We start from the raw sequence: 24,118 nt of genomic DNA, 5'->3' as shown, positions 1-24,118 counted from the left end.
AGGCAAACGTTGATGGAAATTATCGAAGACAGGCACGGAAAACGCTCCACCATTATGGCTTCCCAGCTTCCTATAGAGGCCTGGCATCAAACCATCGGGGAACAGACTATTGCGGACGCTATTTTAGATCGCCTGGTACATACCGCACACCGGATTAATATTAAGGGAGAATCTATGCGGAAAAAACTAAGAAATAAAAGCTAACTTTACACCAAGAATGAATCGATTTTAAACACTTCATTTACACTGCTCACTTTTATCCGTTTTAGGTGGCTCACTTTGTCCGTTCTTTCCACTTGGCGAAAAATAAAGTATATCATCAATTCTCATTAGTAGGTCTGTTTTGCATTACTGCCAACGGTTTTGTGTATGATTAGTGGCGTGTTTAAGCACCTAATTTAGCAAATAAAAACCGAATAGAAAATCCGCGAGGATTTTCAGAAGTAGGCGAGAACCAGCCATTAATTATACACGTTGTTGTAAGTAGTGCTTTTTTAGTTCACTTACTTAATTTCAAAATCCGAAATGCTCCTTGAATTACCAATGCAAAAACAATTGTTCCGATAATCAAATCAGGTTTATTAGAACTCAAATAATGCACTAAAATTCCTGCAATAATTACTCCCAAATTGATAATCACGTCATTCGAAGTGAAAATCATACTCGCTTTCATATGTGCTTCTTCTTTGCTCTTTGACTTTTGCAAAATATAAAGACAAATTCCGTTTGCAATAAGTGCAAAAATCGAAACGATAATCATTGTTGAAAAATCGGGAAGTTTCTCGTTTCCGAAAAATCTTCTCAAGACTTCTACAAATCCAATAATCGCAAGTATTATTTGAAAATATCCAGCAAGTTTGGCAATCCGTTTTTTCTTTATTACTGTTCCACCAACCGCAAACAAACTAATTCCGTACACAAAACTGTCCGCAAGCATATCTAAACTATCGGCAACAAGTCCTATAGATTTTGAGATAATTCCTGTTGTCATTTCAATAATGAAAAAAGCAAAATTTATGGCAAGTACAGACCAAAGTAGCTTTTTTTGGTTTGCGTTTTCTTTAAATTCCGTTTGGTCGGTTTGTTCCGTTGAGATTTTTTTTCCGCCTAAATTCAGTTCGATAACTGACTTTTCGATTTGGTCAATTTCTCCGCTGTGAAAAACAGTCAATTTTCGATTCGGAATATCAAAGTCCAGATTCGCAATACTTGAAATTCCGTCCAATTTCATTCGGATTAGATTTTCCTCTGAAGGACAGTCCATTTTGGTAATTTCAAATATCGTTTTATTCATTCGGTTTCTGGGTTTTTCGGCATTACTTACAACGGTTTCGTGTATGAGCAGTAGCGGATTTGAAAGTACAAACCTTTCAGTTTAGCACAAAGCTTATTAAAAGCACAGACCTTGATTTTACCACTTCACCCGCTATTGCTTATACACAATGTTGTGCGTTCGCCCTTTATTTTCAGTCGGTTTAGTCAATTTTCAAAGGTAGGATTTTTTGGGGTAGGGAAGGCACTCTCTCTTGCAAGTTTTGGTCAAGCGTTGGCTGGTGCGACTTGCAAGAGTGTGTGCCTTTGGGGCGGATTAACTGGCACAGCAACTTAATTTTGATACGTCTTTTCCGAAAGTTATTGCTGCTAATTTTATACCTTCTCCCAAAGTCAAATAAGGGTAGAAACTGTCTGCTAAGTCTTTCACCATTATTCCGTATTTGATTGCCATACTTAATTGTTGTATGAGTTCTCCACCTTCGGGTGCGACTACTCTTGCACCTATAAGTTTGTCAGTTTCCGAGTTACGAATGAGTTTGATGAAACCCCTTGTGTCGTTGGCTGCTATGGCTCTCGGTACGTCTTTCAATTCCAATTTTGACACTTCAAACGGAATGCCTTTTGATTCTGCCTGTGCTTCATCTAAACCTGCCCCTGCAATTTGTGGGTCAGTAAACACCACCCAAGGTAAAGAAGAATAATCGGCTTTATTATCTGTTCCTGAGAACGCATTTTCAACGGCAATTTTACCTTCAAAAGCGGCTGTATAAACAAATGCAGGGGTGTTGGTTACGTCACCTGCTGCGTAAATGTTAGGTAGATTGGTTTCCATTTTTTCATTCACAGCGATATGTCCGCTTTTGGTGAGTTCCAAACCAATGTTATCTAACCCTAATTGGCTTGTATTGGCTTTTGTGCCTGTGGCAATTACTACCTTACCTTTTTCTATAATTTGCGTAAATGAACCGTCAGGACATTTACAGTGAATGATGGTTTCATTCGCTTGTTTCTCGAATTTCACGGCTCTGAAATTAGGTAAGATTTCAATGCCTTCTTTTCGCATTTGGGTTTCCAATGCTTCACTGATGTCTGGGGTTTGTGTCCGTAGAACACGGTCGGTAAATTCAATGATTCGGACTTTAACGCCTAAACGATTGTACGCCATTGCAATTTCCAAACCTATGTAACCTGCTCCCATAATGGTCAAGCTTTCGGGTTTTTCTTCCAAGTCGAAAAGGGAAACGTTGGTCAAGTAGTCAATTTTGTCCAATCCTTCAATAGTCGGAATGTTGGTCGTAGCTCCCGCAGCAATTAAAAATTTGAAGGCTTTGTATTCCTTGCCATCAACCAAAATGGTTTTGTTGTCTTTGAATTTTGCCCAACCTTTTAGCATAGTCAGGTTTTCAAAATCGCTTACCACATCCATATATTTTTTCTCTTGAAGTGTGGCTACTAATTTTTTCTTGTCTTTGATGATTTGAGCGAAATCAATATCAACTCCTTTTGGCTTGATGCCTTCAAAGTTGGAATGTGTAGCGTGATAAGCCGACTCGCCTGCACGAATAAGATTTTTAGAAGGCACACAACCCACGTTGACACAAGTACCGCCAAAGTCCAAACCACCGTTTACCATTAAGGTCGATAATCCTAAACTTTCGGCTTTGATTGCTGCCGAAAATGCAGCCGAACCGCCACCGATAATGATTAAATCAAATTGATTAATTCCGCTGTTTCCATTATCAGGGATTTCACTTTTTACACGATAGTTTTTTGTGCCGTTGATGGTATTAATGATTTCTTCTTTGCTGGTTTTGGTAGGGTCAAAAGAACATTCGCAAGTAGCTTTTGGATAGCTCACATTAGCTTCTTTTACACCTTCATTTTTGGAAAGTAATTTTTCAATGCCTGTTGCACAATGGTCGCAGGTCATTCCTATGATGTCAAGTTTTATTATTTCTTTGTTCATAATGATTTCTCTTTTTGATTTTCCTTAATGATTTCGGCTTTATAGCCTGTCTGCTCAATAACCTTGATGATAGCGTCAGGATTTGTTTTCTTTGGGTCGTATTGGATGGTTGCCAAATCGCCCGGATATTCCACTTTGTGTTCAATAATGCCGTCCACTTCTTTGAGGGCATTTGAAATATGGTTGGAACAACCTGCACAAGTCATTCCCGTGATTTTCAGTTGCAGGGTCTTACCTTCTTGCTGTGTTGTATTTGCTGTTTGTGCTTTATTGTCAGTCGGTTTGCAACATTGTGCATTGAGCTGAGCAATTCCAATTAGGAACAAAGCACTCAATAGAATTAAATTCTTTTTCATTGTGTAATTATTTAATTAAGTTCTTAAATACAAAAGGCAAAAAAATACTATTTCTTGCCAACCACTTTGTAACCTGTACCGTTGATGGCTTCTTCAATTTGAGCGATACTCACTTTGGTTTGGTCAAATTCTACTTTGGCAATCGCTTCTTCATAAATCGCATCTACCTTAACAATGCCTGGCAATTTGTTCACATCATTTTCTACGTGTGAAGCACAACCATTGCAAGTCATTCCTTTTACATCAAAAGTTACCGTTTGGATGTCAGAAGCATTGACGATTACAACTTCCTTGTTGTCGTTTGAAGGATAGAAAATGTGTGCATAGTTTGGAAAAGCGAGCATCAAGGCTGCAAACACGGTTACAATTCCCAAGAATGTTTTGGTCTGCATAAAGGTTTTTTTTTCGTCTTCTTCGCAATCACATTGGATTTCTTCGGCTGTTCGTGGTTTGAGTTTCTGATACCAAGCAAAGCCCAATACCAAAACGGTGATACCGATTAGATAAGGTCTTGCTGGTTCCATCCATGAAAAGGTAGATGCCACTCCTGAAGCTCCTGAAATAAGAGCCAATACAGGTGTAATGCAGCAAAGTGATGCTGCTACTGCCGAAAGCACACCCGCTCCGACAAGTCTGTTGTTTTTCTTGTTCATACTGTTTCCTTTTTTGAATTGTTTATGATGTGTTTAAAAAATGGACGAAGTAAAGTAAGTTGCTCCTGTTTCAAAGAGTAGAAAATGGTTTGTCCTTCTCTTCTACCTTCAATGACGTTTCCGTCTTTTAGTTTTCTGAGGTGTTGCGAAACGGCAGGGATGCTCATTCCGAGAATGTCTGAAAGGTCGCAAGGACAAAGTTCGTTTTCTTCTTCTAAGAGAAATAAGATTTTTAACCTTACTTCGTTTCCTGCCAATGCTAAAAGTCCACTCAGTTGACTGAATGCCTTGTCGTTGGTTTGAAGTATTTCTCTACAATTGTCTATTTGAACCTTGTCGGCAAACACACGGATACACGATTGATTGTTTTCCATAATTTCCTTGTTTAGGATTTAATAACGCAGCAAAAATACAAATAGTTTTCTTATTTAAGCAAATACTTAATTATAGTTTTTAACAATTCTTCTTTGTCAGCGGTGGGTGATTTAGCTCTTTTGGTTTTTTAGCGTTGGCTTTGAGTGTCGGAAAAACCAAATGTGCTAAATGTGCGGTGGGTTTTTAGGGTGACGCACAACTTGTTTATATGCCGAACTTTTCTAAGCATATACTTCCAGTTTGGTTGGCTATGCCCAAGTTTTGTGATTATTTAAATTTATTATTTTTCATTGGATCCTAACGATGTCCAATCTATCTCTCAGTAATAGCAGGATTATTGGAGAACTACTATTCAAGTTTTCTAAATCAAAACTTTATTGTAAATCCAATTCCTTATCCAAACCGGGCGAAGAGGGGACTTTTGCTTTTACACCAAGCAGAGCCGGTTTTACATTTAATAAGAATATGGCTGTTAAAAAAACAGTTCCCAAGATAATAAAAAACTCTTAAAATAATATAAATAATTTTTCACGGCTACATTACCTATCGAAATATTTTAGAAGTAACCACTTCCTCAGCCCATTCCCCTGTTTTCCGTTTCTCTCTATTCCGGGAAATGCGCTTCGTCAAAATAGTCTTGGACACAACCCCTTCCTTTTTGCGGCCGTTGCGTTTCCCCATTCCGGATGTGCCTGGAATGGGACACTACACTACCCGATCCGAATCGGGCCACAAAAAGAAAGGGGTTAAGTCCGCTTTGCCCCTACTTTCAAGGGAACAATAGTAGTTAAGAAGTATCCAACCATTATTTCCACAAGATAAACCCGGAAAATGTTTCCCGGACAAGGGACGGCATAAAGCCACTCCCCTTCCACAACCTGCCTAGCGGCAGCCCAATTTATTCCGTTTCCTTGCCACGCCAAAATTTTCGCTTCCGTTTGCTTCAGCCTGAAAATAATGTTGAATCCTAAAAACAAGTATCATGGAACATCCGGAAATGCAACAACTCGATTTCGGCTTTGATTTAGAGCCATTGACACAACCCAGACCCAAACAAAGCCCCCCTAAACAGGCCCAGTCCGATTTTGTCTTTGATTTCATGGATTGCCTGACCAGTCCCATCATCGTCTATCCGAACTCCTGGCAGGATGCCTTGCCCAAACACCTGCTCAACGACATTACCCTGGCCCGCCTGTTGACCCAGATGCAGGGACAACCGATGGCCTCCCTGACCGAGGTAGTGGCCTATATGATGCCGCGTACCTTTGAGTCCCCCATGCCAACCGAATGGGTCAACATCTATACCTGGTGCGGACTGCAATACGCCAAGACCATTAAGCATGCAGGTCAATTGGAGGCCATGGTCGAAATAGCCCCCGAAAAGCTTTCTTCTTATGAGGAGACCTTATTGAAACGGCTCCGTATATGGATTTATGACAAACGGCGTCTGGCCCTGAAAGAGCGCATGAAAGCAGATACCATAAAATCCGGAAGGGAGACCCCGGCTCCACAGCAAAACCTTTTCGACCCTCCCTATGGGGAATGAAACCTTAACCAATACGTAGCAAAGGTAAACGTCGCAGCCCGTATCCGGACAAGGGACGGCATAAAGCCGTTCCTTCCTCTCTATTTATATCCGTTTCCTTGCCGCTCCACGGCCTGCCTTCCGTTTGGGGGCCCTGCAAATATTGTTTAACCTTAAATCCATGCGTTATGTATTTAGACAAATTGCAACAGGACGAGGTCTTTGTACCGTCCGAGGTAAAGCCCCTCAGGGAACTTACCGAAATGGAACCCCGTAAAGGGCTTGAAAATGTCATTGTATCCAATGGCAAGATTGTGAACATCGTGTCCAAAAGCTATGGGCACATCCCCAATGAGCTGTTCTTCGCCAAAGCGGAACAAATGCTCATCGATGCCAAACTGACCTATCACCGCCAGACCATCAACCGCTCGGACCGCAGCTTCAGTATGGACTTTATCCTATCAGACAGTACCCAGTTTTCCGTGGGCAACAAGGCGGACACCATCCTGCCATTGCTCCGGTTCACCAATTCCTATGATGGAAGTGAGCGTACCTCCGGCCACTTCGGCTTCTACCGTATGGTATGTTCCAACGGCCTGCATGTTGTACAATCGGAGATTGCCTTTTCTATCAAGCACAGTACCAATGGCGTGCACCTTATCATGCCGGAACTGGAAGGGCTCTTCCGCAGGTTCCTCGACAACGAGTTTTACACCATCTCCGGAAGCTTTGGCCGTATGATGGCCGTGGAACTCATGGACACCCATCAATTCGTCAGAGAAGTGCTGGAGCGTACCAAACTCTTCCGCTTTGAGTGCAGCGATAAAAACGATGCCCCGTCCAAAAAGGCCAGGGAGGTACTCGATATCCTGCACAACGAATCCATGGCCCTGGGGGTCACCCCGAACCTATGGCTGGGCTACAATGCCTTCAACGCCGTGCTGCACCGTACCCTGAAACGCAGCTTTTCACGACAGGAACGCCTGGACAGGCAACTCTTCCAGGAAATCCATGAGATGGCCTGATGGCCGAGGGCCGCTCCGGTTTCCTGTACTCTGGGGGGGCCATTTCCTTCTCCTTCCTGCTTGCATTTCCTGACCGTTGTACCATGAACGCATTTTAAAAGGCCACTTGTAGGTTTCATGGCAAACCTACGGCCCGCACCGATACACCATTTCGACAGGCTCATGGCTTTATCGGCCTTTGCGGCCCGTCTTCCCGGTTGCATGAAACCTCCAGGTTATGTAACCTTTTAAATCCTTTATATCATGGCAAATTCATGTTACAATTCCATCAGCATCACCGGAAATGAAACGGAGCTCGACACACTCCATCGGCTCCTGACCAAAGAGGACGGCTATATCGATTTTGAGCATGTACTCGGCAGGGAGATTCCCTTTGAAAACATCTATGAGGTCGTTGGCACCAAATGGTTCGTACCGGACATTACATTTCAGGACAAAGTGTTGAAACTTACCGGGGACAGTGCCTGGTCACCGCCCGTACCGCTATTCGAGAGTCTCGCCAAGACCTATCCCTCACTGCACATCACCATGGACTTTGAGGAACTCGGGATGTGCTTCGGCGGCAGGTTGGAAATAGACCATAAGGGGACCAATATCATTTTCCAGGGCAATTATTGGCAGTATATGGCCTTTCTCGATTACGAAAGCTTCCTTCACGAGGCTACCTTGGAACTGCAATGCCAAATCGAGACCAGCGAATTGACCACGGTATCCCAACTGGGGCAAATGCGCCTGTACCAATGTGTCGCAGAACCCGACCGTCCAAAATTGCTCAAACGACTGTTGGAACTCACGGGCATGGGACTGTACGCGGTCACCTTTGAAAAAAATCCGCATATCGAGGAACGCATTTTTGCTACATGCCCTGAAGACATCAAGGAACAGGCTCCCAATGCCCAGGTCAAACGGGTGGAACCCTAATTGAACGAAATACAAAAATGGCTCCCGGAACTTTGGTTTCGGGAGTTTTTTGTGGTATGGTGCAGCCGTCCCATAAAAAAGGGTATCAAAAATCCAATAAGGAAGTCCAAGGGCAGGGTTTCTTTACGCCATCCCTTCGGCAAGCCCTTCTTGGGGCCTTGCCGGGGCTGTCTGAAACCCGGCCCTTGGCCCGGCGATTTTAAGGGGTTCATAATAAAAGAAGCCCTGGTAGTTTTTCGGGGCCTCGAAAAACAGGGCAGTGCCCAAGGACTTCCAATCAGGACGCCATTTGCTTTCCTCGTTTAACTTCCCGTACACTCGGACACAAATGGGTCAGAAGGAATTCCTAAGGCCCTTATGGAACCCGTCAAGGCCAGGCCCTGTTTTGCTCACAAATAAGGGCTCTACTTCCTTGTTTTTGGCCCTTCGGCAAAAACTACGTCGCAGACACTCCTGATTTCCTCCCAAAAGCCTTGACCGAACCCACTTATTTTATTGTGCTGCGCACGGAAGAAGCAAACAAACACCCCCTTAAAATCTGGACACAATTGCACAGGGATACAGGGGCATTATTAACCCGTCTGCCATGAGTGCAGACCTTTAAATCCTTTTATTATGAGTACGTTGAGAAACAAAGTACAGCTGATTGGAAACGTGGGGCAGGAACCCACCATTACCAACCTTGAGAACGACAGGAAAGTGGCACGGCTTTCGTTGGCGACAAACGAGACCTACAAAAACGCCAAGGGCGAGAAAGTGACCAGTACCGAATGGCACACCATTGTGGCCTGGGGCAAGACCGCCGACATTATCGAAAAGTACGTGGACAAGGGCAAGGAGATTGCCATCGAGGGCAAACTCACTTCCCGTTCCTATGACGACAAGGAGGGCGTAAAACGTTACGTGACCGAAGTGGTGGCCAATGAAATCCTCCTTTTGGGTAGTAACGACTAGAAAGCAAAGAGGGCGCAACGGGGGAACGGGGCGCCCTCTCTTCATGTTTAACTTCTAAATACGAAATCAATATGAACACTAAAGGTAACCAAATCAAGGCAGGTTTGCAACAGTTTTGCGGTACACAGACCCTTTACAGTATCCCCTTACTTCAGACCCGTTTTACGGACGGGCTCAAATTCCTTGCGGACAAGGCGGAATGTTACTGGCTTATCACCGATGTATCGGTGATCGCCAAGAGCCTGATGGCCAAAAGCTATTTTGTCACCGTGGACTTCAAACGCCTCTCCCAAGAGGAACAACAAGCACAACAGTGCGAAGCCACCATTACCTACGGGGACGGGAACGGCAACGTACTGGAGACCCATCGTTACGGCGTGACCGATTTTCCACTGGATGAATTGCGCCTGTATTTCACGGACGATACGCTGATGCTGCCCACGGAATACTAAACCCGGAAAGGGGAGCTTCTCCCCTTTTCTTTTTTCAATGCAAAATGTTGACATCATGGATGACAATACCGAAATGACGGAATTTGAAATCTGGTTGGAAGAACAGCAAGCCCCCCGGGACTTCCCCGAGGGTTTTGACCCCGACCTATACGACCTGTAAAACATCTTAATCCTTAAAAAATGGTCTATCTCAATTTTAGTAATCTCGATGCCGAGACCCAAAACCATTTGCTTTCCATTTCCAGAGAGGAAGTGGAGAGCCGTTACGGGGAGCAATTGCGCACCTATGCCGAATGCCATTATCTCGATTATGACGAACTCGTGGAACAGGAAGCCATCCGCAACCTGTACACCTACGATTATGTGTTCAATATGTGAACACGACGGACACCACCCAAGACCCTTGCCATCCCAAGGGTCTTTTTTTGTGCCTATGTTGATTTTTGGGAGGATCGAACTCCAAAAAATCAAGCGGGGTCACGCCTGCCTGTCAAGGCCGTGGAAGTCCGCAGGAACCCCTATCCCTTATTTGACCGCAAAATAGCCCTTCAAAAATATTCCCATCAAAAGACTACGGCATAATGGCTTTGCTCGTTCCTCACAAACCCACCCTTCGGGACTTATTCCGTTTCCTTTTGAGATGAAATTTTTGGGAAGGACTGGCACACCGGCAAATAATTGATAATTTAAATTCATTTCCTATGAAAGCAACAGTCAGAAAGTCGCTGGAAATCCCGGCCAAGAAACACCCCAAGGAAAGTGTCATCAAGAAAGTCCCCGACACCACGGTGGACAAAACCTTCTCCCTGGTGGTCAACCTCTGGATATTCCGGTATGAGTATTACCGGGAGCAGACCAATGCCCCGACATCGGAACAATAGCCCGAAAAAGGCCCTTGAAAAAAGGGTCTTTTTTTGGTCGTTGCCCCGAACATCTGACGTTTTGGGAAGGCCAAAACGGAACTGCCATACCATTTCCCTGCAATTGCGCCCAATTGCATCGAATCCGTATTTTTTCCCCACGGCGATTGTGCCTATCTTTAGGAAAGGGCATCACAGCCCCAATGTACGGCAGCCCCTTTTGGTTTGACTTTCCTTTTTGCCGTACCATCCCAAGACAACCGGCCCGTAAAGACCGGGGCGATATGATTTTGTCCCTGCGGGCCAAAATCGGAAGAGCAAGAGGACAACACGCGTTGCGGTGTTGGGGCCATTTATTTGATTTTAAACAACTGATTATCAGTTTTTTAAAAGATAGCTCAAATACCAGGAATCCAGGGGTTTGCAGCAAATCGGCCCAGACCCCCCAAAAACAGGCAATTTTTTGCAGCAAAAATGAAGAAATATTCATCATACCATTTCTCGGCCATCAATGTCAAAAAGGAAGTGGCCATTCGCTTCCGGGCCTTTTCCCGCCTGGTGTCGGATTCCCATACCCGGACCCTGGAGGCCATCATGAACTTCTTTGAATGGAACGACCTCCATCCGCACGACGACCTGGGCCTGAAGAACAACCGCACCAACAAACGCATCAATGCCGTGATCGCCATCCTGAAGAATATCGAAAAATACCAGACCCTGCCCACCAAGGCCATGCTCGATACCCTCTTTCACGAAATGGCACAGGTAGAGGAAAAGGAGGCGGAAGAAGCCGTGGACTTCGGGCCGCCCGATACCTTTACCCGGGACCGGGAACTGGAACAGTACCGGGAACGCTACGAGGCAATGCAACAACAACTGGGCCATCAGAACAATCAGGTCCGGCAGCTCCTGGCCCAACTGACCTATGTAAAGGGCACATTCGGCAAGGGGCACTACAAACTGGACATGGACAAAAACGAACTGGAACAATTCAAAAAACAATTACACGATGTACATCACGATCACCGCCCAGAAGGTTGAGGGCAATTACGCCCAGAGCGCCGCCGATTTTGTGGATTACCTGGAAAAGGAGAACGAGGGTAAGCCCCTTCCGGAACTGGAACATTTCTTTGACCAGTACGGGGACGAGATCTCCGCCAAGGAAGTCATTACCCAAATCGACGGGAACACGGCCAAACTCAAAAAGAAGGAGCCCAAGTTCTACTCCATTACCCTGAACCCGAGCCAAAGGGAACTCAGGGCCATAGGGGATTCGCCGGAAGCCCTCAAACGCTACACCCGTGAGGCCATGAAGGAATATGCCAGGGCCTTCCACCGGGAGATCGACGGCCGCCCCGTGACCGTGGACGATATTAAATATTACGCCAAGGTGGAACGCCAGCGCACCTTTAAGGGCACCGACCGGCAGATCCGGGAGAACCAGCCCTATGCCACCGAGATCCTGGAACTCCGGCAGCAGGTCCGGAGCATTGAATCCGGGGAACGGTCCGGGGACCTCAAAAAACTGCAACAGGAGATCCGGCGCCTGGAACGGGAAGCCCCACACCAGCTGGACGGAAAACGCATCGTCCGGGGGATGGCCAAACCGGGACCACAGAGCCATATCCATATCATCGTCAGCCGCAAGGATGCCTCCAACCGCTACAGCCTGTCCCCGGGGAGCAAATACAAGGCCTCCACTGTGGAAATGCAGGGCAAGACCGTCAAGCGGGGCTTCGACCGGGATGCCTTTGTCAAAAACTCGGAAAAGACCTTCGATGCCCTGTTCCACTATAGGCGCAATTACGTGGAGACCTATGCCGCCAGGAAGACCTTTTTGAAGGACCCCAGACTGTACTTTGCCACCATTACCCAACTCCCGACCAATGAAAAGGCACTGGCCTTCAAATTACTGCAACAGTCCGGGGCGGACACCACCCTGCTCCGCATCCCGACCAACAAGGTCCAGCTCACCCTCAAGGCCATCAATGCCCTGAAAAGGGGCATCGGAAGGGCCATCGAATCCGGATCCATCGGCATATGAACTGGCCCGTCGAACATATCATCCTCTACGGGATATTGCCCCTGCTCCTTGTGGGCACCCTGCTCTATGGGTTGCTGGGCGGGGACAAAAAGGGGCGCATCGATAAAAAATACAAACTGCGCTTTTCCCTGGACAACGGCAGTTTCCGGGCGGAGAACATCCGCAGGGGAACCTCCGTGATCGGTTCGGCCGGCAGTGGAAAAACGGAGAGCGTCATCTACAACTATTTGCACCACTTTGGCCAATACGGGTTTTGTGGGGTCATCCACGACTACAAGGATTTTGAGCTCACCGAGATCGCCGCTCCCCTCTTCAGGGAACAGCATACCCAGTTCTACACCATTGCCTTTGATGAGATCCATTACCGGGTGAATCCCATCGCCCCAAAATACCTGCCCAACGAGGAAAGCGTCAACGCCCTTTCCCGGGTGCTCATGGAAAACCTGCTGGAACAGAACTTTTCCGAGCACAGTGGGAGCAACAGATTCTTTTCCGATGCCGTGGAAGGCCTACTGAGCGGGCTGATCTGGAAAATGAGGACCGCCCGGCCGGAGTGTTGTACCCTCCCCCATATCATGGCCCTGTTCCAGGCCATGAGCACCAAGAGACTGGTGGCCTTCCTCAAATCCGACCTGACCGCCCTGGGGCTGGCCAGCGCCTTTATCAACGGGATCGAATCGGAAAAGCAGACTGCGGGCATCAAGAGTACCCTGGCCAATGCCTTCAAGAAGATCGGGTCCCGCAAACTGTACTATGTCCTCTCCAAGGACGAAGTGCCCCTGGACATCAACCACCCGGAGCACCGGGCCGTGGTCTCCCTGGTCAACAACCCCAAATACGATACGTCCTACTCCCCTGTCATTGCCATGGTCATGCACACCCTGATCAAACAGATGAGCGTGCGGGGACGGGATTCCTCCTTTCTCCTCATGGAGGAGGCCCCCACCCTGAAACTGCCCAACATGCACCGGATCCCGGCCACCCTGAGAAGTTATGACATCAGTACGGTCTATGTGATGCAGGATAAGGTACAGAACGACCTGCTCTATGGCGACAGGGCGAGCAAGGCCATCCTCAGCAATCTCTCCTACCAGTTCTTCGGAAAGGCCAACGATCCGGACACGGCCAAGTACTACGAACGCTTTTTCGAGATCATCACCAAACCTACCCGGAGCATCAGCAAGAGCAGCGGGATGAGTTTTGAGAGCCGCGTCACCAAGGGGGAGAAAGAAGTGGCCAAACGAAGGGCGGACCAGTTCTTCCGGCTGAGGACCGGAGAATTCATCGCCTTTGCGGACGGCAGGGACAAAAAGGTCCGGTTCACCCTCCAGGACATGGAAAAGGAACGGCCACAACCCAAGGCTCCCGTAACGGCCGCCGACCTGCAAGTGAACTTTGAGCGCATCCACCGGGAAGCAAAAACGCTGCTCGGCTGAATGGTTCATGCCGTGTCGGGCCCGACCTCCCGCTTGACTTCCCCTGGGTTTAGGCCAAATTTGCGCTTAAAGGCCCTGTAAAACCCGGAGCGGCTATGATATCCGACGGATTCACAGACCCCATCAATATCCAGGGCGGTCGTGCGCAACAGGTTCATGGCCCGGTCCAGCTTGCAATCCATATAGTAGGCATACGGGGTCAGTCCCACGATGTCCTTGAACCTCTTGTTCAGCTTTTTTTCATTGATGTTGAACCGGTGCGCCAGCTCCTTGATCCCGGGCAAGGGTTGGGAGGCATGGTCCTCGATAAACCGGACGATCTTATCCATCCGTATCTTTTCCTGGTACTCCTTTTGTCCCAATTCCCCAGGGCCCGGGAACAGGGACCGGAGAACCTCAGGCTGCGGGGAAATCCCCATTTCCCGCATCAGCTCACGGGCCTCATGGGAACGGTCCTTTTCAAAGCTGGTGATCCGAATGGTCCCATCCGCCAACTGGGTCACGTAACAAAAACAGCTGTAATACAACCACCGGTTGACCTTGTACTCCAAGGCCGTGCCCAACTCGAACGGGGCACGCCGCAAAAAGTTCCTGCGCAGTTCCTCCCAGGTCTCCACGGACCTTTTGGTCAACAGCTCCCCCAGGGTTAGCCCTTTGAAATAGTCCGGGTCCTTGTGCAACAGTCCGGAGACCTTCGCCCCCACGGTTTTGATCAACAGGGACTTGGACAGGTGGATTTCCAAAAGGGGTGGTGAGGACGGATCGACAACCCTTGGCTTTCGCTTGATAAGTTTGGCCTGATGTACGTCCCCCACCAGGTTCATGTACCTGGCCACCAGATTGTAGTAATCATGCCGCTTGGAAAGCCGCAAGCGGTAGCCCATGGCGCCCTCGGCCCTCGCGTGGAGCACATGGCAAATGTTCTCTATATGTTCCTCTTTGAATATGAGCATTGGAAACAGCAAATAAATGAAGCCCCTGTCTAACCAAAACAATGGTCCTATCCGTTTTGCAACAGCTAAGGATGTACCAAACGAAAAACGGAATCCATTCCGGGAGGGTATCAGTCGGGTCGCTGATCCAATAGGTGTCGATCGGGGAACCGATATGGTATCCCCTATTGGTACATCAAACCTGCCATTACTTCGTAACCGTGGTTTTGATAGGGCTCGCTTCCCTGTCCAAGGACGGCGTCCCACGGCCATGTCCACAGGGCTATTCCAAGTGCTCGACCGTGCCCGGGGAATTGGGAGGCCACGGTCGGGGGGAGCCGCACGATGAATAACAATAGGCCCCTGCCCTGTTCCGGGCAGCTCCTACCCGCTAAAAATAGATCAAATAATCGAAAATCTGCACTTTTCCTCTTGACAATTAGTAGGTTTATTCTGTATTTTAACACTTATGAATAGTACGTATATAAAAGAATATTCTTTACTAGTAAAAGTCTGTATCCAATTTTTAGCAAACTGGGATGGCCAGGAACACCGCTCATATTGGTTATCATAAATGGCCTTTGAAACTCCTTTTACTGCCCTGGATTATCCAGTGTTGACGGCACTTTTCGCACTTCCGAAAGTATGCAGGACTTGGCTTTTAAAAATACATGAATTGTGTAATTAACGATCATTTTGTGTACAGGTTAAAATTTAATTTCTAATTTAACCCCCTGTTAACCGTTGATTAACAATCATTTATTAAACCTCGATTTTGGCACTTTCCTTTAATCGAAAACCATCCACACCAGATAGGGAGCCCCATGAAATTCCCGGGAACGGGGAATCCGTGGTCCAAAATCAAACCGACACCGAACTTTGGCGGGCGTTCCGGGAAGGCAGTGAATCCGCATTTGCCTCCATATACAATCGTAATTTCAATATCCTGTTCCGGTATGGCCTCAAACAGGTCAGGGACCGGGAGCTGGTGGGCGATGCCATCCAGGATCTCTTTGTGGAACTTTGGGAGACCAGGGAAAGGCTTGGGGATGTACGTATCATCACCCATTACCTGTTGACCTGTATCCGTAGAAAAGTGGTGGCCCGTGCCATAAAGGCCGGAAAAAGAAGCCTGGTCCCGGTGGATGAATTGCTGGAGGGAGAACCTGTTCCTTCCCTGGAGCACCTTTTGGTGGAGCGACAGGCCTTTGACCAGCGCCGCAAGGAAGTCAGGCATGCGGTATCCCAACTCAATACCAACCAGCAGGAAATCATCTTCCTGAAATTCCACTGCCGGATCGATTACCCTGAAATAGCCGAGATCATGGATACCGATACGAAATCCGTGTATAACCTCATGGCAAGGACCATGAAACGTCTACGGGACCATTTTGGGTTTTAGCCCCTCCCTCTTTTTCGCTTAGGCTGCTATCCTACACTAAAGTGCCTAAAAACCTTTACAGAAGCGGGTTCCCCCTGCCCTTTGACAGCCTTTGACATACGCTTGACATAATTTTTTTTCATTTTTTTCCATTTTTTTGAAGTGATCCGGAAAAAAATCCACTCCACTCTATAAAGGGGGTTGTTTCCTTCCCCTCAAAACAAACAACAGTGACCTACAAGGATTACAGTTCGGAAGATTTCGCAAAGGACCATTATTTCCAGAAATGGGTATTGGAAAAGGACACCATTACCGCTAATTTCTGGAATAATTGGCTCGCCCAACACCCGGAGAAAAAGGAGGTGGTGGAAACAGCCATGGATATGGTCCGCCTGCTTGCCCGTGATGAGGACGACCCGACTCCGCATGAAAAGGATCGGATATGGATGGAGATCATCGAAAAGCGCAACATCCGGGAAAAGGGCAGGATGAACAGGCCGAAATCCATCTTCGGTAAGACAGGAAAAAGATTTTTGAAAGTGGCCGCTGTAATTATTCCCCTGGTGGCATTGGCCTATGGCGCCTACCAATTGGACCTTTTGGGAAACAAAGGGTCAATGACCCTTGATCCGAACCGGATTACCCTGGAATTACAGGACGGTACTATCAAGGTGATGGACGAAGAGGCCTCCGGGTTGATCACTACCGGGGATGGAAAGGCATTGGGGAAACAGGACAAAAACATATTGACCTACCAAAGATCAAAGGACGACGTAACGGAGGAGTTGGTGTACAATGAGCTGACAGTACCCTATGGTAAAAATTTTGAATTAGTCTTATCCGATGGTTCTCATATTTATCTCAATGCCGGCTCCAAGTTGCGTTATCCCGTACAGTTCCCCCAAGGTAAACCCCGGAACGTTTTCCTGGATGGCGAAGCGTTCTTTGACGTGGCACGGGACTCCACACGCTCCCAATTTACTGTAGTGACTGACATGCTAAATACCCAGGTGTACGGTACCAGGTTCAATGTTTCGAGTTACAAGGACGAGAACAACACCTTTACCGTACTGGAAGAAGGGAGCGTGGGGGTTTACCAACCTAATAGTCCCAAAAAGGAAGACCCTGTAAAGATCGTACCCGGACAACGGGCGGTCTTTGAGGACGGCAATATCCATGTCGAGAACGTGGACATCCGTAAGTATACCGCATGGATTGACGGTGAACTCTACTTTCTGGACGATCGTTTTGAACTCATTCTGAAGGAACTGGAAAGGCGCTTCAATGTTAAGATTGAGAACCGTTACCCGGAAATCAGTGATTTTGAGTTTACAGGAACCTTTGTCGGAAAGTCTGCGGAGGAGATACTAAAGATGTTCCAGTACCACACCACATTCGATTATGAAAAAGAAGGAAATACCATAACCATCCAAAAACCGCAGCCTATGACGGAATAAATCTCAGATACGATCAAAAAATCGAAGGGTGCTCACAACACCCTCCGATACCATTGATTACAAGCCAAACAAAATAACTAATAATCAACTCAAAAGTATGAAAATTATCAGGAACGCCGTAAGGCACCGGGAAAGCTCCCGCCTTAAAATCACCCTACGGATGAAACTGCTGCTCTCACTCTTCTTTGCCACCTTGTTACAGATCAATGCTGGTCTGGAAGATACCCGTAGCCAAAAAATAACCCTTGACCTGAAATCAGCCACGGTTTTGGATGTCATCCGAGAAATCGAAACGACCACAGTGTATAGGTTCCTCTACCGCAGTGAGGAACTTGATACTTCTCGTAAAATGAACATCCGCGCCAAAAATGAAAAGCTGGAATCAGTATTGCACAAAGTATTTGCAAACAGTGGCATGGCCTATAAGATTGTGGAAGATCAGGTTGTGTTGACCCCGAAGAAGTTGCCGTCAGTAGATGAAGGGAATAATCCCCCAATGGTCCAACAACAAAACATATCCGGAACCGTAACCGATGCCATGGGGCCAATATTTGGAGTGACCATACGTATAAAATCAAGCAATCGTGGCACTTTGTCAAACCGAGACGGGTACTATAAAATCATGGCCACTTCTAATGATACCCTTGTCTTTAGCTTTGTAGGGCTTAAAACGGTCGAACGGGTTGTTGGAAAACAGACCATTATTAATGTGGAACTGACAGAGGATATCACTTCCTTGGAAGAAGTCGTGCTAAATGCGGGTTACTACAAAGTAACCGAGAAAGCACGTACAGGCAGTATCTCCCGGATTACTTCCGAGGACATCCAGGACCAACCATTGACAAACCCAATCCAGGCTCTTATAGGCCGTGTCCCCGGTGTGGAAATATCTCCAAGTACCACTCCGGGAGCCTATTTGAAAATCCGGGTCCGTGGGGAAAATTCCCTAACGGGCAAAAGCGGCGGGGGAGTAACTGGATTTAGAGGAGCTTTGAGTGGAGGGATTCCACTATATGTGGTTGATGGGATGCCTGTAGCATCTCAGGCCATAAGATCCGACAATTTCGGGGACCAGGACCCTCTTATTAATATTAACCCGGAGAACATTGAAAGCATCGAGGTGCTGAAAGATGCTGATGCTACGGCCATATACGGATCCAGGGGAGCAAACGGGGTCATTCTTATTACTACCAAGAAAGGAACTCCGGGACGAGACCAGTTTCGAATCAGTACCTATAGGGGAATAGGGCATGTCTCCAAACGTTTTCAATTGCTCAATACCGAGCAATATCTGGGATTGAGAAATGAAGCTATTCAAAATGACGGAATCAATTTGGAAATGCTACCTCCCATTTTAAAAGGACTCGTTTATCCCGATCTTACCGTTTGGGACCAAAACCGCTACACGGACTGGCAGGACGTGTTGCTTGGAGGCAACTCAGAGATTACGGACGTTCAGGGTAACTTCTCGGGGGGGAGCGAGAATATGTCATACCGCATGGGAGGTTCCTTCCATCGGGAAGACCTAATAAACTGGGGAGATTCCTATTTCGCCCGGGGAACGGCCAATCTCGGCCTCGATTACCGTTCTTCAAACCAGCGTTTTGGATTGAGTGTGGCACTAAACTACGGAGTAAACAAACAGGAACATCATGGCCAACAGTTCACCATCGGGACCGTACTTGGGCTAACACCTAACGCCCCGTCTCTTTATGATGAAAACGGGGAAATCAACTGGGGATTTGATGAGGCAAGTGGTCAATATACCTTTAGCAACAACCCCATGATTCAGCAACTCAGGATAAAAACTCTGGAAACCAAAACTTTGGTGTCCAATATGATGCTAAGTTATCAACTCTGGAAAGACTCTGACTTAAAACTAAACCTAGGTTATACGACCAGTGACACTCAGGATAACAGTCAAAATCCTATTACTTCAAAGACACCGGGTAATATTAATACTGTTGGTGATTCTGATTTTGGTTATAACCGTGGTCATGGAATTTGTATTGAGCCCCAATGGACTCTTAGTTTTACGAAAGGTCAGCACAAGGTTTCCACCTTATTGGGGGCACAATACCAACGCAACCAATCAGAGCGGATATTGATTTCAGCCACTGAATATCGGGACGATGCCTTTTTAGGTTCTTTGAACGGAGCAGGGAGCATCAATAATACCAGTGAATTTCAATCCGACTATAGGTACATGGCCTTTTTTGGACGTATAGGATACCAATATAAACAACGCTATATTTTAAACCTGACAGGACGCCGGGATGGTTCTTCCCGGTTCAGTCCGGGAAACAGGTTTGGGAATTTTGGTGCCGTTGGAGCAGCCTGGATTTTTTCGGACGAAAAATGGGTTCGTTCACATGTTCCCTTTTTAAGTTTCGGAAAACTAAGGGGAAGTTATGGCACGACAGGAAGTGATGCCGTAGGGGACTATATGTATTACCAGCTCTATTCACTGGAATCAAGTGGTTATGAAAATGATAAGACCCTAATTCCTTATAATTTACACAATCCAAACTTCCAATGGGAACGGACCCGTAAAATGGAGGCCGCTATCGAACTGGGGCTATTTGACAATAGAATGCAACTACAGGCAGCATGGTACCAAAACCGGGCTTCCAATCAATTGATCCAAAGACGTTTGCCGTACACTACAGGTTTTCCCGGTGTAGTGGATAATTTCTCCGAGGCGGTCGTTCAAAACTCAGGCTGGGAATTTGTATTGGGAGGAAATCCAGTAAGTTCACCGAATTTTGACTGGAATCTTTCCATAAACCTGAGCACAAACCGTAATATTCTGTTGTCTTTTCCCGAAATTGAAGATTCCTCCTATCGGTATGTCTACGAAGTGGGCTCTCCCTTGGCCATACAACGACTATATAACTGGACACAAGTTAATCCCGAAACCGGCTTGCACGAGTTTGACGATGTGGACGAAAACGGGGTGCTCAATGAGGAGGACAAAAATTTTTACAATGATCTACAGCCTGATTTCATTGGTGGTCTGACTCAGCAGTTTCGTTATAAAAATCTACAGTTGGACTTGTTGTTCCAGTTTGCGAAACAACAGGGAAGGTGGTTACCTCCTCAACCAGCAATGGGTGAACGTGTGAATACTTTCAGTAGTTATTATCAACAACGTTGGCTTCAACCAGGGGACATTACTGAAGTACAACGGGCTACAACCTCAACAAATCCTCCCAGAATTGCCTACGGTAATGCGATTAACAGTACTTTGAATATTGAAGATCAATCCTTTATTCGCCTACGTACCTTAGGGCTATCTTATGATATTCCTCATGAAGCCATAGATAAAATAGGCCTTCAAAGGTTCCGGCTTTTTGCACGTGGACAAAACCTGTTTGTATTGTCCAAGGCAACAACAGCTGACCCCGAAACAGGATATGGTATGCCATTACAGCGCACAATTTCTTTAGGAGTCGATTTAACCTTTTAAAAATAATGCTATGAGTATAGTAAAGAATATACAGAAATATCATTTTAAGTGGATAATCCTGATTGGGATTATCACAGGACAATTGAGTTGTGAAGATGCCCTTGAACCCGATTTTCCCAAGGAATTATATATCAATCAGTACGAAGTATTTGACACTGCCAACAATGCTGAAGCCGCAGCAAGGGGGATGTACCAGCAGATGCTTACTCCGGGACACCCATTTTATACAAGTCTTGATGGTGGAATCTCCACTCTTGCAGGAATGTCCGCGGATGAACTTCTGTATCTCCTTGATAATAATGCGGATCTTACACAATTTAACACCAATATGTTATTGGCCGAAAATGGTAAAGTAGAGGACATTTGGAAAGGCTTTTACCAGTCCATCTTTACAGCTAATGGACTTCTTGTGAATCTGTCAAATACAGATATCAACCCAGAATTGGTAACTAAATTACGTGGTGAGGCCCTTTTTGTTCGGGCTATTTCATATTTCCATCTTGTGAATTTCTTCGGAGATATACCATTGGTATTAAACAACAACTATCTGGAGAATGCGAATATTGCCCGTAGCCCTGCTTCAAAGGTGTACGCTCAGATTGAATCAGATTTATTGGAATCTATTGTTGCATTACCAGACACATATGAAGCAGAACGTACCCGTCCCATAAAGGCTACGGCAAAAGCATTTTTGGCCAGGGTTTACCTCTATCAGGAAAATTGGCAAGAAGCCATTGACCTAGCAACTGAAATTATTAATGATACCTCCACTTATGAATTGGTGGATTTGAACAATATTGTCCAAGTCGGAAACCGGGAAGCCCTGTGGCAACTGCATATATCAAAACCATTGGCTAATAATCCCGTGACCAATGAAGGGACTGCTTTTATAAGTAGCACGGCACTTTTCTTTCGGTATAGTCAATTACAGGAATCTTTGGTGACCATTTTTGAACCTGGAGATCTCCGTAAGGATCGGTGGGTGTATGAATACCTTCCTGATGTATATCTGCCTTATAAATATAAAAGGGGAAATGTAACAGACCCAGGACCTTTGGAATATACTACCGTGATGCGGTTGGCAGAAGTGTACCTGATTCGAGCAGAAGCTTATGCCAGAACCGAACAAAATATGGAGGCTTTGATGGATTTGGACGCTCTTCGTGGTAGGGCAGGACTTTCTTTACTTGCGGAAACCCAACCAGAACTTTCAGGGGAGGTATTATTACAACAGATCCTACAGGAAAGACAGGCAGAACTCTTTACGGAATGGGGACACCGCTGGTTGGACCTGAAGCGTACTGGTAAAGCCTTGGAAGTCCTGTCTCCCATTAAGCCGGGAATCGACGAAAATGATTTGCTATGGCCCATTCCACAGCTTGAAATCAATAACAATCCTGCCTTAAGAGGGCATCAAAACCCAGGGTATTAACAGTTGATTATTATTGAGTTAGTAGAGTCTTTTCTGGCCCAATCTGTGGGTCAGGGAAGACTTGTTGTACCCAAAGTCAAAAATCTATACATGGAAAATAATATAAACTATGGACGTTAAAGACTTACCTATAAATCCTGGAATTACGTTGTCAATGTCCCTTTTGTTTGGGCTGTATTTTCTGTTGTTTAATTGGGGATGTACCCCTAGGCAAGACAATACTTTGTATCAGGACCCCGATCTTATCAAAGGTCAATTGGACAATGGCTTTCAATACTATATCAAAAAAGTGGATGACGAATCCATGAAAGGAGAAGTTAGTATGGGGCTTTATGGTCGTATGGGGAACTGGTTGGAAAATGAAGGACAGCGGGGTTTGGCTCATCTTATTGAGCATATGATTGTAAAAACCGGGAATTCATGTGTTGATATGGATTGGGGTAAATCAAATCGAAACCATAAACGTAGTGCTGCACAGACAACCTTGTCCGGTATTGAATATAAATTTATTCTGAGGGAGCCTCAATATATCGATGAATACCTGGAGGTTCTAAGGTGTTATGCCTGGGATACGGTACTTCAACGTAACCTTGCCGATACAACCTTGGTCCGAGAATATGGACGGACTTCGGTTCTTGCCGAAGCGCAAAAGATCGGATGGAAGAAATCTATTTCTCGTGAGCACTTGTATCTAAAGATTTTTGGACAAGCCTATAAGCAAAATGTAGAATCGGAACTTAAAAATATCCAAGATTTTGGTTTAGAGGATTTACAAGATTATTATTCCAATTGGTACCGCCCTGACATGGAGGCTCTGTATGTCGTAGGAGATATCCCTGATGTGCGCTTGGTAGAAGCGAGTATTCGAAAATTATATTCTGACCTAAAAGCACCGGATGATGTAGTTACCCCTTCTTTTTCCCAATGGCTTGATCAAAGAAAGGTCACTCTACCCGGAACATTTCGAGTGGTGACCGTGGAGGATGAATACAACCCTGTTAGTCAATTTCATATTTACCTAATCCAGCCAAAATCCTTCCTAGAAGAAATTGTTAACACAAAAAAACAACTCAACAACCAGTGGGTACGGAATCTTTATAAAGAGCTTTTACAAAACAGATTTAGGAGACTTAAGGTTGATGCAGATTTTATTGGCATGCATTACCAAAGCCCCGAAATTACTGGAATAGAAGGAGCTCATTTTTTTGATATTGGGTTTTCATTAACGCAAAAAGATAACGGGAAAATACAATCGATTGTTAAATTGGTTTATACGGAACTGGAGAGAGTGGCCCGTTACGGAGTTTCTCCCTTGGTGCAAAAAACGGATATAGTATACCACTAAAAACGGGTGAAAGTGAGCATAGCACAGCGGGTGAAAGTGAACCACCTAAAACGGATGAAAGTGAACCACTAAAAATCGATTCTATTTGAAGTGTGCGCAATAGTCTTTTTTTGTTAAAAAGATTATGGCCAACAAACAAATAGAAATGCGAAAAGTAAAAAAGATATTCAAGTTATACAGTGCCGGGGTCAGTAAGCGCCGGATCAGTTCCCAGTTGGGGATCTCCCGTAATACCGTAAGCAAGTACATCGCTTTTTTTC

At 45.9% G+C, this 24,118-nt stretch carries 24 protein-coding genes; 17 read left to right on the top strand and 7 right to left on the bottom strand.

Features of this window, described 5'->3' with window-relative positions; all coding sequences use genetic code 11:
• A partial coding sequence (locus BT112_RS20580; protein ID WP_175545843.1) for an ATP-binding protein occupies positions 1-204 on the top strand: 204 nt, incomplete at its 5' end.
• 295 nt (positions 205-499) lie between these two features.
• Here BT112_RS20580 and BT112_RS20575 read toward each other — a convergent pair.
• The 5 genes from BT112_RS20575 to BT112_RS20555 form a co-directional block, all read right to left on the bottom strand.
• Positions 500-1,294, bottom strand: coding sequence for a cation efflux transmembrane domain-containing protein (locus tag BT112_RS20575; protein ID WP_072319344.1), 795 nt, complete (start codon positions 1,292-1,294; stop codon positions 500-502).
• A gap of 294 nt (positions 1,295-1,588) precedes the next feature.
• A complete protein-coding gene (gene merA, locus BT112_RS20570) occupies positions 1,589-3,241 on the bottom strand; it encodes a mercury(II) reductase (protein WP_027375687.1) in 1,653 nt (550 codons plus the stop codon).
• The gene (locus BT112_RS20565) at positions 3,238-3,597 is read right to left on the bottom strand and encodes a heavy-metal-associated domain-containing protein (protein ID WP_027375686.1); all 360 of its coding nucleotides are present in this window, start codon (positions 3,595-3,597) and stop codon (positions 3,238-3,240) included. The genes merA and BT112_RS20565 overlap by 4 nt, the downstream gene beginning before the upstream one ends.
• 47 nt (positions 3,598-3,644) lie before the next feature.
• Positions 3,645-4,250, bottom strand: coding sequence for a mercuric transport protein MerTP (merTP, locus tag BT112_RS20560; RefSeq protein WP_072319343.1), 606 nt, complete (start codon positions 4,248-4,250; stop codon positions 3,645-3,647).
• Positions 4,247-4,624 carry an ArsR/SmtB family transcription factor gene (locus BT112_RS20555; RefSeq protein ID WP_027375684.1) on the bottom strand — a complete coding sequence of 126 codons (378 nt, stop codon included), beginning with the start codon at positions 4,622-4,624 and terminating at the stop codon, positions 4,247-4,249. Before BT112_RS20555 ends, merTP begins: the two co-directional genes overlap by 4 nt.
• A gap of 983 nt (positions 4,625-5,607) precedes the next feature.
• Here BT112_RS20555 and BT112_RS20545 point away from each other — a divergent pair.
• The 7 genes from BT112_RS20545 to BT112_RS20510 all read left to right on the top strand — a co-directional run bounded on the left by BT112_RS20545 (position 5,608) and on the right by BT112_RS20510 (position 10,383).
• Positions 5,608-6,171: a hypothetical protein gene (locus tag BT112_RS20545; protein WP_072319341.1), complete on the top strand. Its 564-nt coding sequence runs from the start codon at positions 5,608-5,610 to the stop codon at positions 6,169-6,171.
• A 167-nt stretch (positions 6,172-6,338) separates the two neighbouring features.
• On the top strand, positions 6,339-7,175 hold the full coding sequence (locus BT112_RS20540; RefSeq protein ID WP_072319340.1) for a DUF932 domain-containing protein: 837 nt from the start codon (positions 6,339-6,341) through the stop codon (positions 7,173-7,175).
• A gap of 243 nt (positions 7,176-7,418) precedes the next feature.
• Positions 7,419-8,096, top strand: coding sequence for a DUF1281 family ferredoxin-like fold protein (locus BT112_RS20535; RefSeq protein ID WP_072319339.1), 678 nt, complete (start codon positions 7,419-7,421; stop codon positions 8,094-8,096).
• Between the two features lie 615 nt (positions 8,097-8,711).
• The gene (locus BT112_RS20525) at positions 8,712-9,050 is read left to right on the top strand and encodes a single-stranded DNA-binding protein (protein WP_072319337.1); all 339 of its coding nucleotides are present in this window, start codon (positions 8,712-8,714) and stop codon (positions 9,048-9,050) included.
• 71 nt (positions 9,051-9,121) lie between these two features.
• Positions 9,122-9,502, top strand: a complete 381-nt coding sequence (locus BT112_RS20520) for a DUF6876 family protein (RefSeq protein WP_072319336.1) — start codon at positions 9,122-9,124, stop codon at positions 9,500-9,502.
• A 180-nt stretch (positions 9,503-9,682) separates the two neighbouring features.
• A complete protein-coding gene (locus BT112_RS20515) occupies positions 9,683-9,880 on the top strand; it encodes a hypothetical protein (RefSeq protein WP_072319335.1) in 198 nt (65 codons plus the stop codon).
• A gap of 323 nt (positions 9,881-10,203) precedes the next feature.
• The gene (locus BT112_RS20510; RefSeq protein WP_072319334.1) at positions 10,204-10,383 is read left to right on the top strand and encodes a hypothetical protein; all 180 of its coding nucleotides are present in this window, start codon (positions 10,204-10,206) and stop codon (positions 10,381-10,383) included.
• A gap of 158 nt (positions 10,384-10,541) precedes the next feature.
• On the opposite strand, the gene BT112_RS21950 is transcribed toward BT112_RS20510, so the two are convergent.
• Entirely contained in the window at positions 10,542-10,715 is a 174-nt protein-coding gene (locus BT112_RS21950) for a hypothetical protein (RefSeq protein WP_175545842.1), read from the bottom strand.
• A 121-nt stretch (positions 10,716-10,836) separates the two neighbouring features.
• Between BT112_RS21950 and BT112_RS20505 the strand changes: the two genes are divergently transcribed.
• Genes BT112_RS20505 through BT112_RS20495 form a run of 3 tightly spaced genes read left to right on the top strand, consistent with a single transcriptional unit; the run spans position 10,837 to position 13,842 of the window.
• Positions 10,837-11,403, top strand: a complete 567-nt coding sequence (locus tag BT112_RS20505) for a BfmA/BtgA family mobilization protein (RefSeq protein WP_072319333.1) — start codon at positions 10,837-10,839, stop codon at positions 11,401-11,403.
• Positions 11,372-12,406 (top strand): MobB family relaxase, encoded by a 1,035-nt coding sequence (gene mobB / locus BT112_RS20500; protein ID WP_072319332.1) that lies wholly within the window; start codon positions 11,372-11,374, stop codon positions 12,404-12,406. Before BT112_RS20505 ends, mobB begins: the two co-directional genes overlap by 32 nt.
• Entirely contained in the window at positions 12,403-13,842 is a 1,440-nt protein-coding gene (locus BT112_RS20495) for a type IV secretory system conjugative DNA transfer family protein (protein ID WP_072319331.1), read from the top strand. The genes mobB and BT112_RS20495 overlap by 4 nt, the downstream gene beginning before the upstream one ends.
• Before the next feature lie 5 nt (positions 13,843-13,847).
• On the opposite strand, the gene BT112_RS20490 is transcribed toward BT112_RS20495, so the two are convergent.
• A complete protein-coding gene (locus tag BT112_RS20490) occupies positions 13,848-14,795 on the bottom strand; it encodes a helix-turn-helix transcriptional regulator (protein ID WP_139276329.1) in 948 nt (315 codons plus the stop codon).
• 754 nt (positions 14,796-15,549) lie between these two features.
• Between BT112_RS20490 and BT112_RS20480 the strand changes: the two genes are divergently transcribed.
• From BT112_RS20480 to BT112_RS21945, 6 genes are all read left to right on the top strand, one after another.
• Complete coding sequence (locus BT112_RS20480; RefSeq protein WP_072319328.1) at positions 15,550-16,176, top strand: RNA polymerase sigma factor; 627 nt, start codon at positions 15,550-15,552, stop codon at positions 16,174-16,176.
• 209 nt (positions 16,177-16,385) lie between these two features.
• Positions 16,386-17,612: a FecR family protein gene (locus BT112_RS20475; RefSeq protein ID WP_072319327.1), complete on the top strand. Its 1,227-nt coding sequence runs from the start codon at positions 16,386-16,388 to the stop codon at positions 17,610-17,612.
• Positions 17,613-17,709: 97 nt separating this feature from the next.
• Positions 17,710-21,081, top strand: a complete 3,372-nt coding sequence (locus BT112_RS20470) for a SusC/RagA family TonB-linked outer membrane protein (RefSeq protein WP_139276328.1) — start codon at positions 17,710-17,712, stop codon at positions 21,079-21,081.
• 10 nt (positions 21,082-21,091) lie between these two features.
• Positions 21,092-22,513, top strand: a complete 1,422-nt coding sequence (locus BT112_RS20465; RefSeq protein WP_072319326.1) for a RagB/SusD family nutrient uptake outer membrane protein — start codon at positions 21,092-21,094, stop codon at positions 22,511-22,513.
• A 109-nt stretch (positions 22,514-22,622) separates the two neighbouring features.
• A complete protein-coding gene (locus tag BT112_RS20460) occupies positions 22,623-23,858 on the top strand; it encodes a M16 family metallopeptidase (RefSeq protein ID WP_072319325.1) in 1,236 nt (411 codons plus the stop codon).
• Positions 23,859-23,982: 124 nt separating this feature from the next.
• Positions 23,983-24,118 (top strand): helix-turn-helix domain-containing protein (locus BT112_RS21945; RefSeq protein WP_217652456.1); only part of this gene is annotated, 136 nt, incomplete at its 3' end.

The organism is Sinomicrobium oceani (genome assembly GCF_900119185.1).
Classification (GTDB): domain Bacteria; phylum Bacteroidota; class Bacteroidia; order Flavobacteriales; family Flavobacteriaceae; genus Sinomicrobium; species Sinomicrobium oceani.
This window is presented reverse-complemented; position numbering and strand designations above follow the sequence as displayed.

Coding starts and splice junctions, on each gene's coding strand:
- BT112_RS20575 (WP_072319344.1), bottom strand. CDS start 1,294: ATGAATAAAACGATATTTGAAATTACCAAAATGGACTGTCCTTCAGAG.
- merA (WP_027375687.1), bottom strand. CDS start 3,241: ATGAACAAAGAAATAATAAAACTTGACATCATAGGAATGACCTGCGAC.
- BT112_RS20565 (WP_027375686.1), bottom strand. CDS start 3,597: ATGAAAAAGAATTTAATTCTATTGAGTGCTTTGTTCCTAATTGGAATT.
- merTP (WP_072319343.1), bottom strand. CDS start 4,250: ATGAACAAGAAAAACAACAGACTTGTCGGAGCGGGTGTGCTTTCGGCA.
- BT112_RS20555 (WP_027375684.1), bottom strand. CDS start 4,624: ATGGAAAACAATCAATCGTGTATCCGTGTGTTTGCCGACAAGGTTCAA.
- BT112_RS20545 (WP_072319341.1), top strand. CDS start 5,608: ATGGAACATCCGGAAATGCAACAACTCGATTTCGGCTTTGATTTAGAG.
- BT112_RS20540 (WP_072319340.1), top strand. CDS start 6,339: ATGTATTTAGACAAATTGCAACAGGACGAGGTCTTTGTACCGTCCGAG.
- BT112_RS20535 (WP_072319339.1), top strand. CDS start 7,419: ATGGCAAATTCATGTTACAATTCCATCAGCATCACCGGAAATGAAACG.
- BT112_RS20525 (WP_072319337.1), top strand. CDS start 8,712: ATGAGTACGTTGAGAAACAAAGTACAGCTGATTGGAAACGTGGGGCAG.
- BT112_RS20520 (WP_072319336.1), top strand. CDS start 9,122: ATGAACACTAAAGGTAACCAAATCAAGGCAGGTTTGCAACAGTTTTGC.
- BT112_RS20515 (WP_072319335.1), top strand. CDS start 9,683: ATGGTCTATCTCAATTTTAGTAATCTCGATGCCGAGACCCAAAACCAT.
- BT112_RS20510 (WP_072319334.1), top strand. CDS start 10,204: ATGAAAGCAACAGTCAGAAAGTCGCTGGAAATCCCGGCCAAGAAACAC.
- BT112_RS21950 (WP_175545842.1), bottom strand. CDS start 10,715: ATGGCCCCAACACCGCAACGCGTGTTGTCCTCTTGCTCTTCCGATTTT.
- BT112_RS20505 (WP_072319333.1), top strand. CDS start 10,837: ATGAAGAAATATTCATCATACCATTTCTCGGCCATCAATGTCAAAAAG.
- mobB (WP_072319332.1), top strand. CDS start 11,372: ATGTACATCACGATCACCGCCCAGAAGGTTGAGGGCAATTACGCCCAG.
- BT112_RS20495 (WP_072319331.1), top strand. CDS start 12,403: ATGAACTGGCCCGTCGAACATATCATCCTCTACGGGATATTGCCCCTG.
- BT112_RS20490 (WP_139276329.1), bottom strand. CDS start 14,795: ATGCTCATATTCAAAGAGGAACATATAGAGAACATTTGCCATGTGCTC.
- BT112_RS20470 (WP_139276328.1), top strand. CDS start 17,710: ATGAAAATTATCAGGAACGCCGTAAGGCACCGGGAAAGCTCCCGCCTT.
- BT112_RS20465 (WP_072319326.1), top strand. CDS start 21,092: ATGAGTATAGTAAAGAATATACAGAAATATCATTTTAAGTGGATAATC.
- BT112_RS20460 (WP_072319325.1), top strand. CDS start 22,623: ATGGACGTTAAAGACTTACCTATAAATCCTGGAATTACGTTGTCAATG.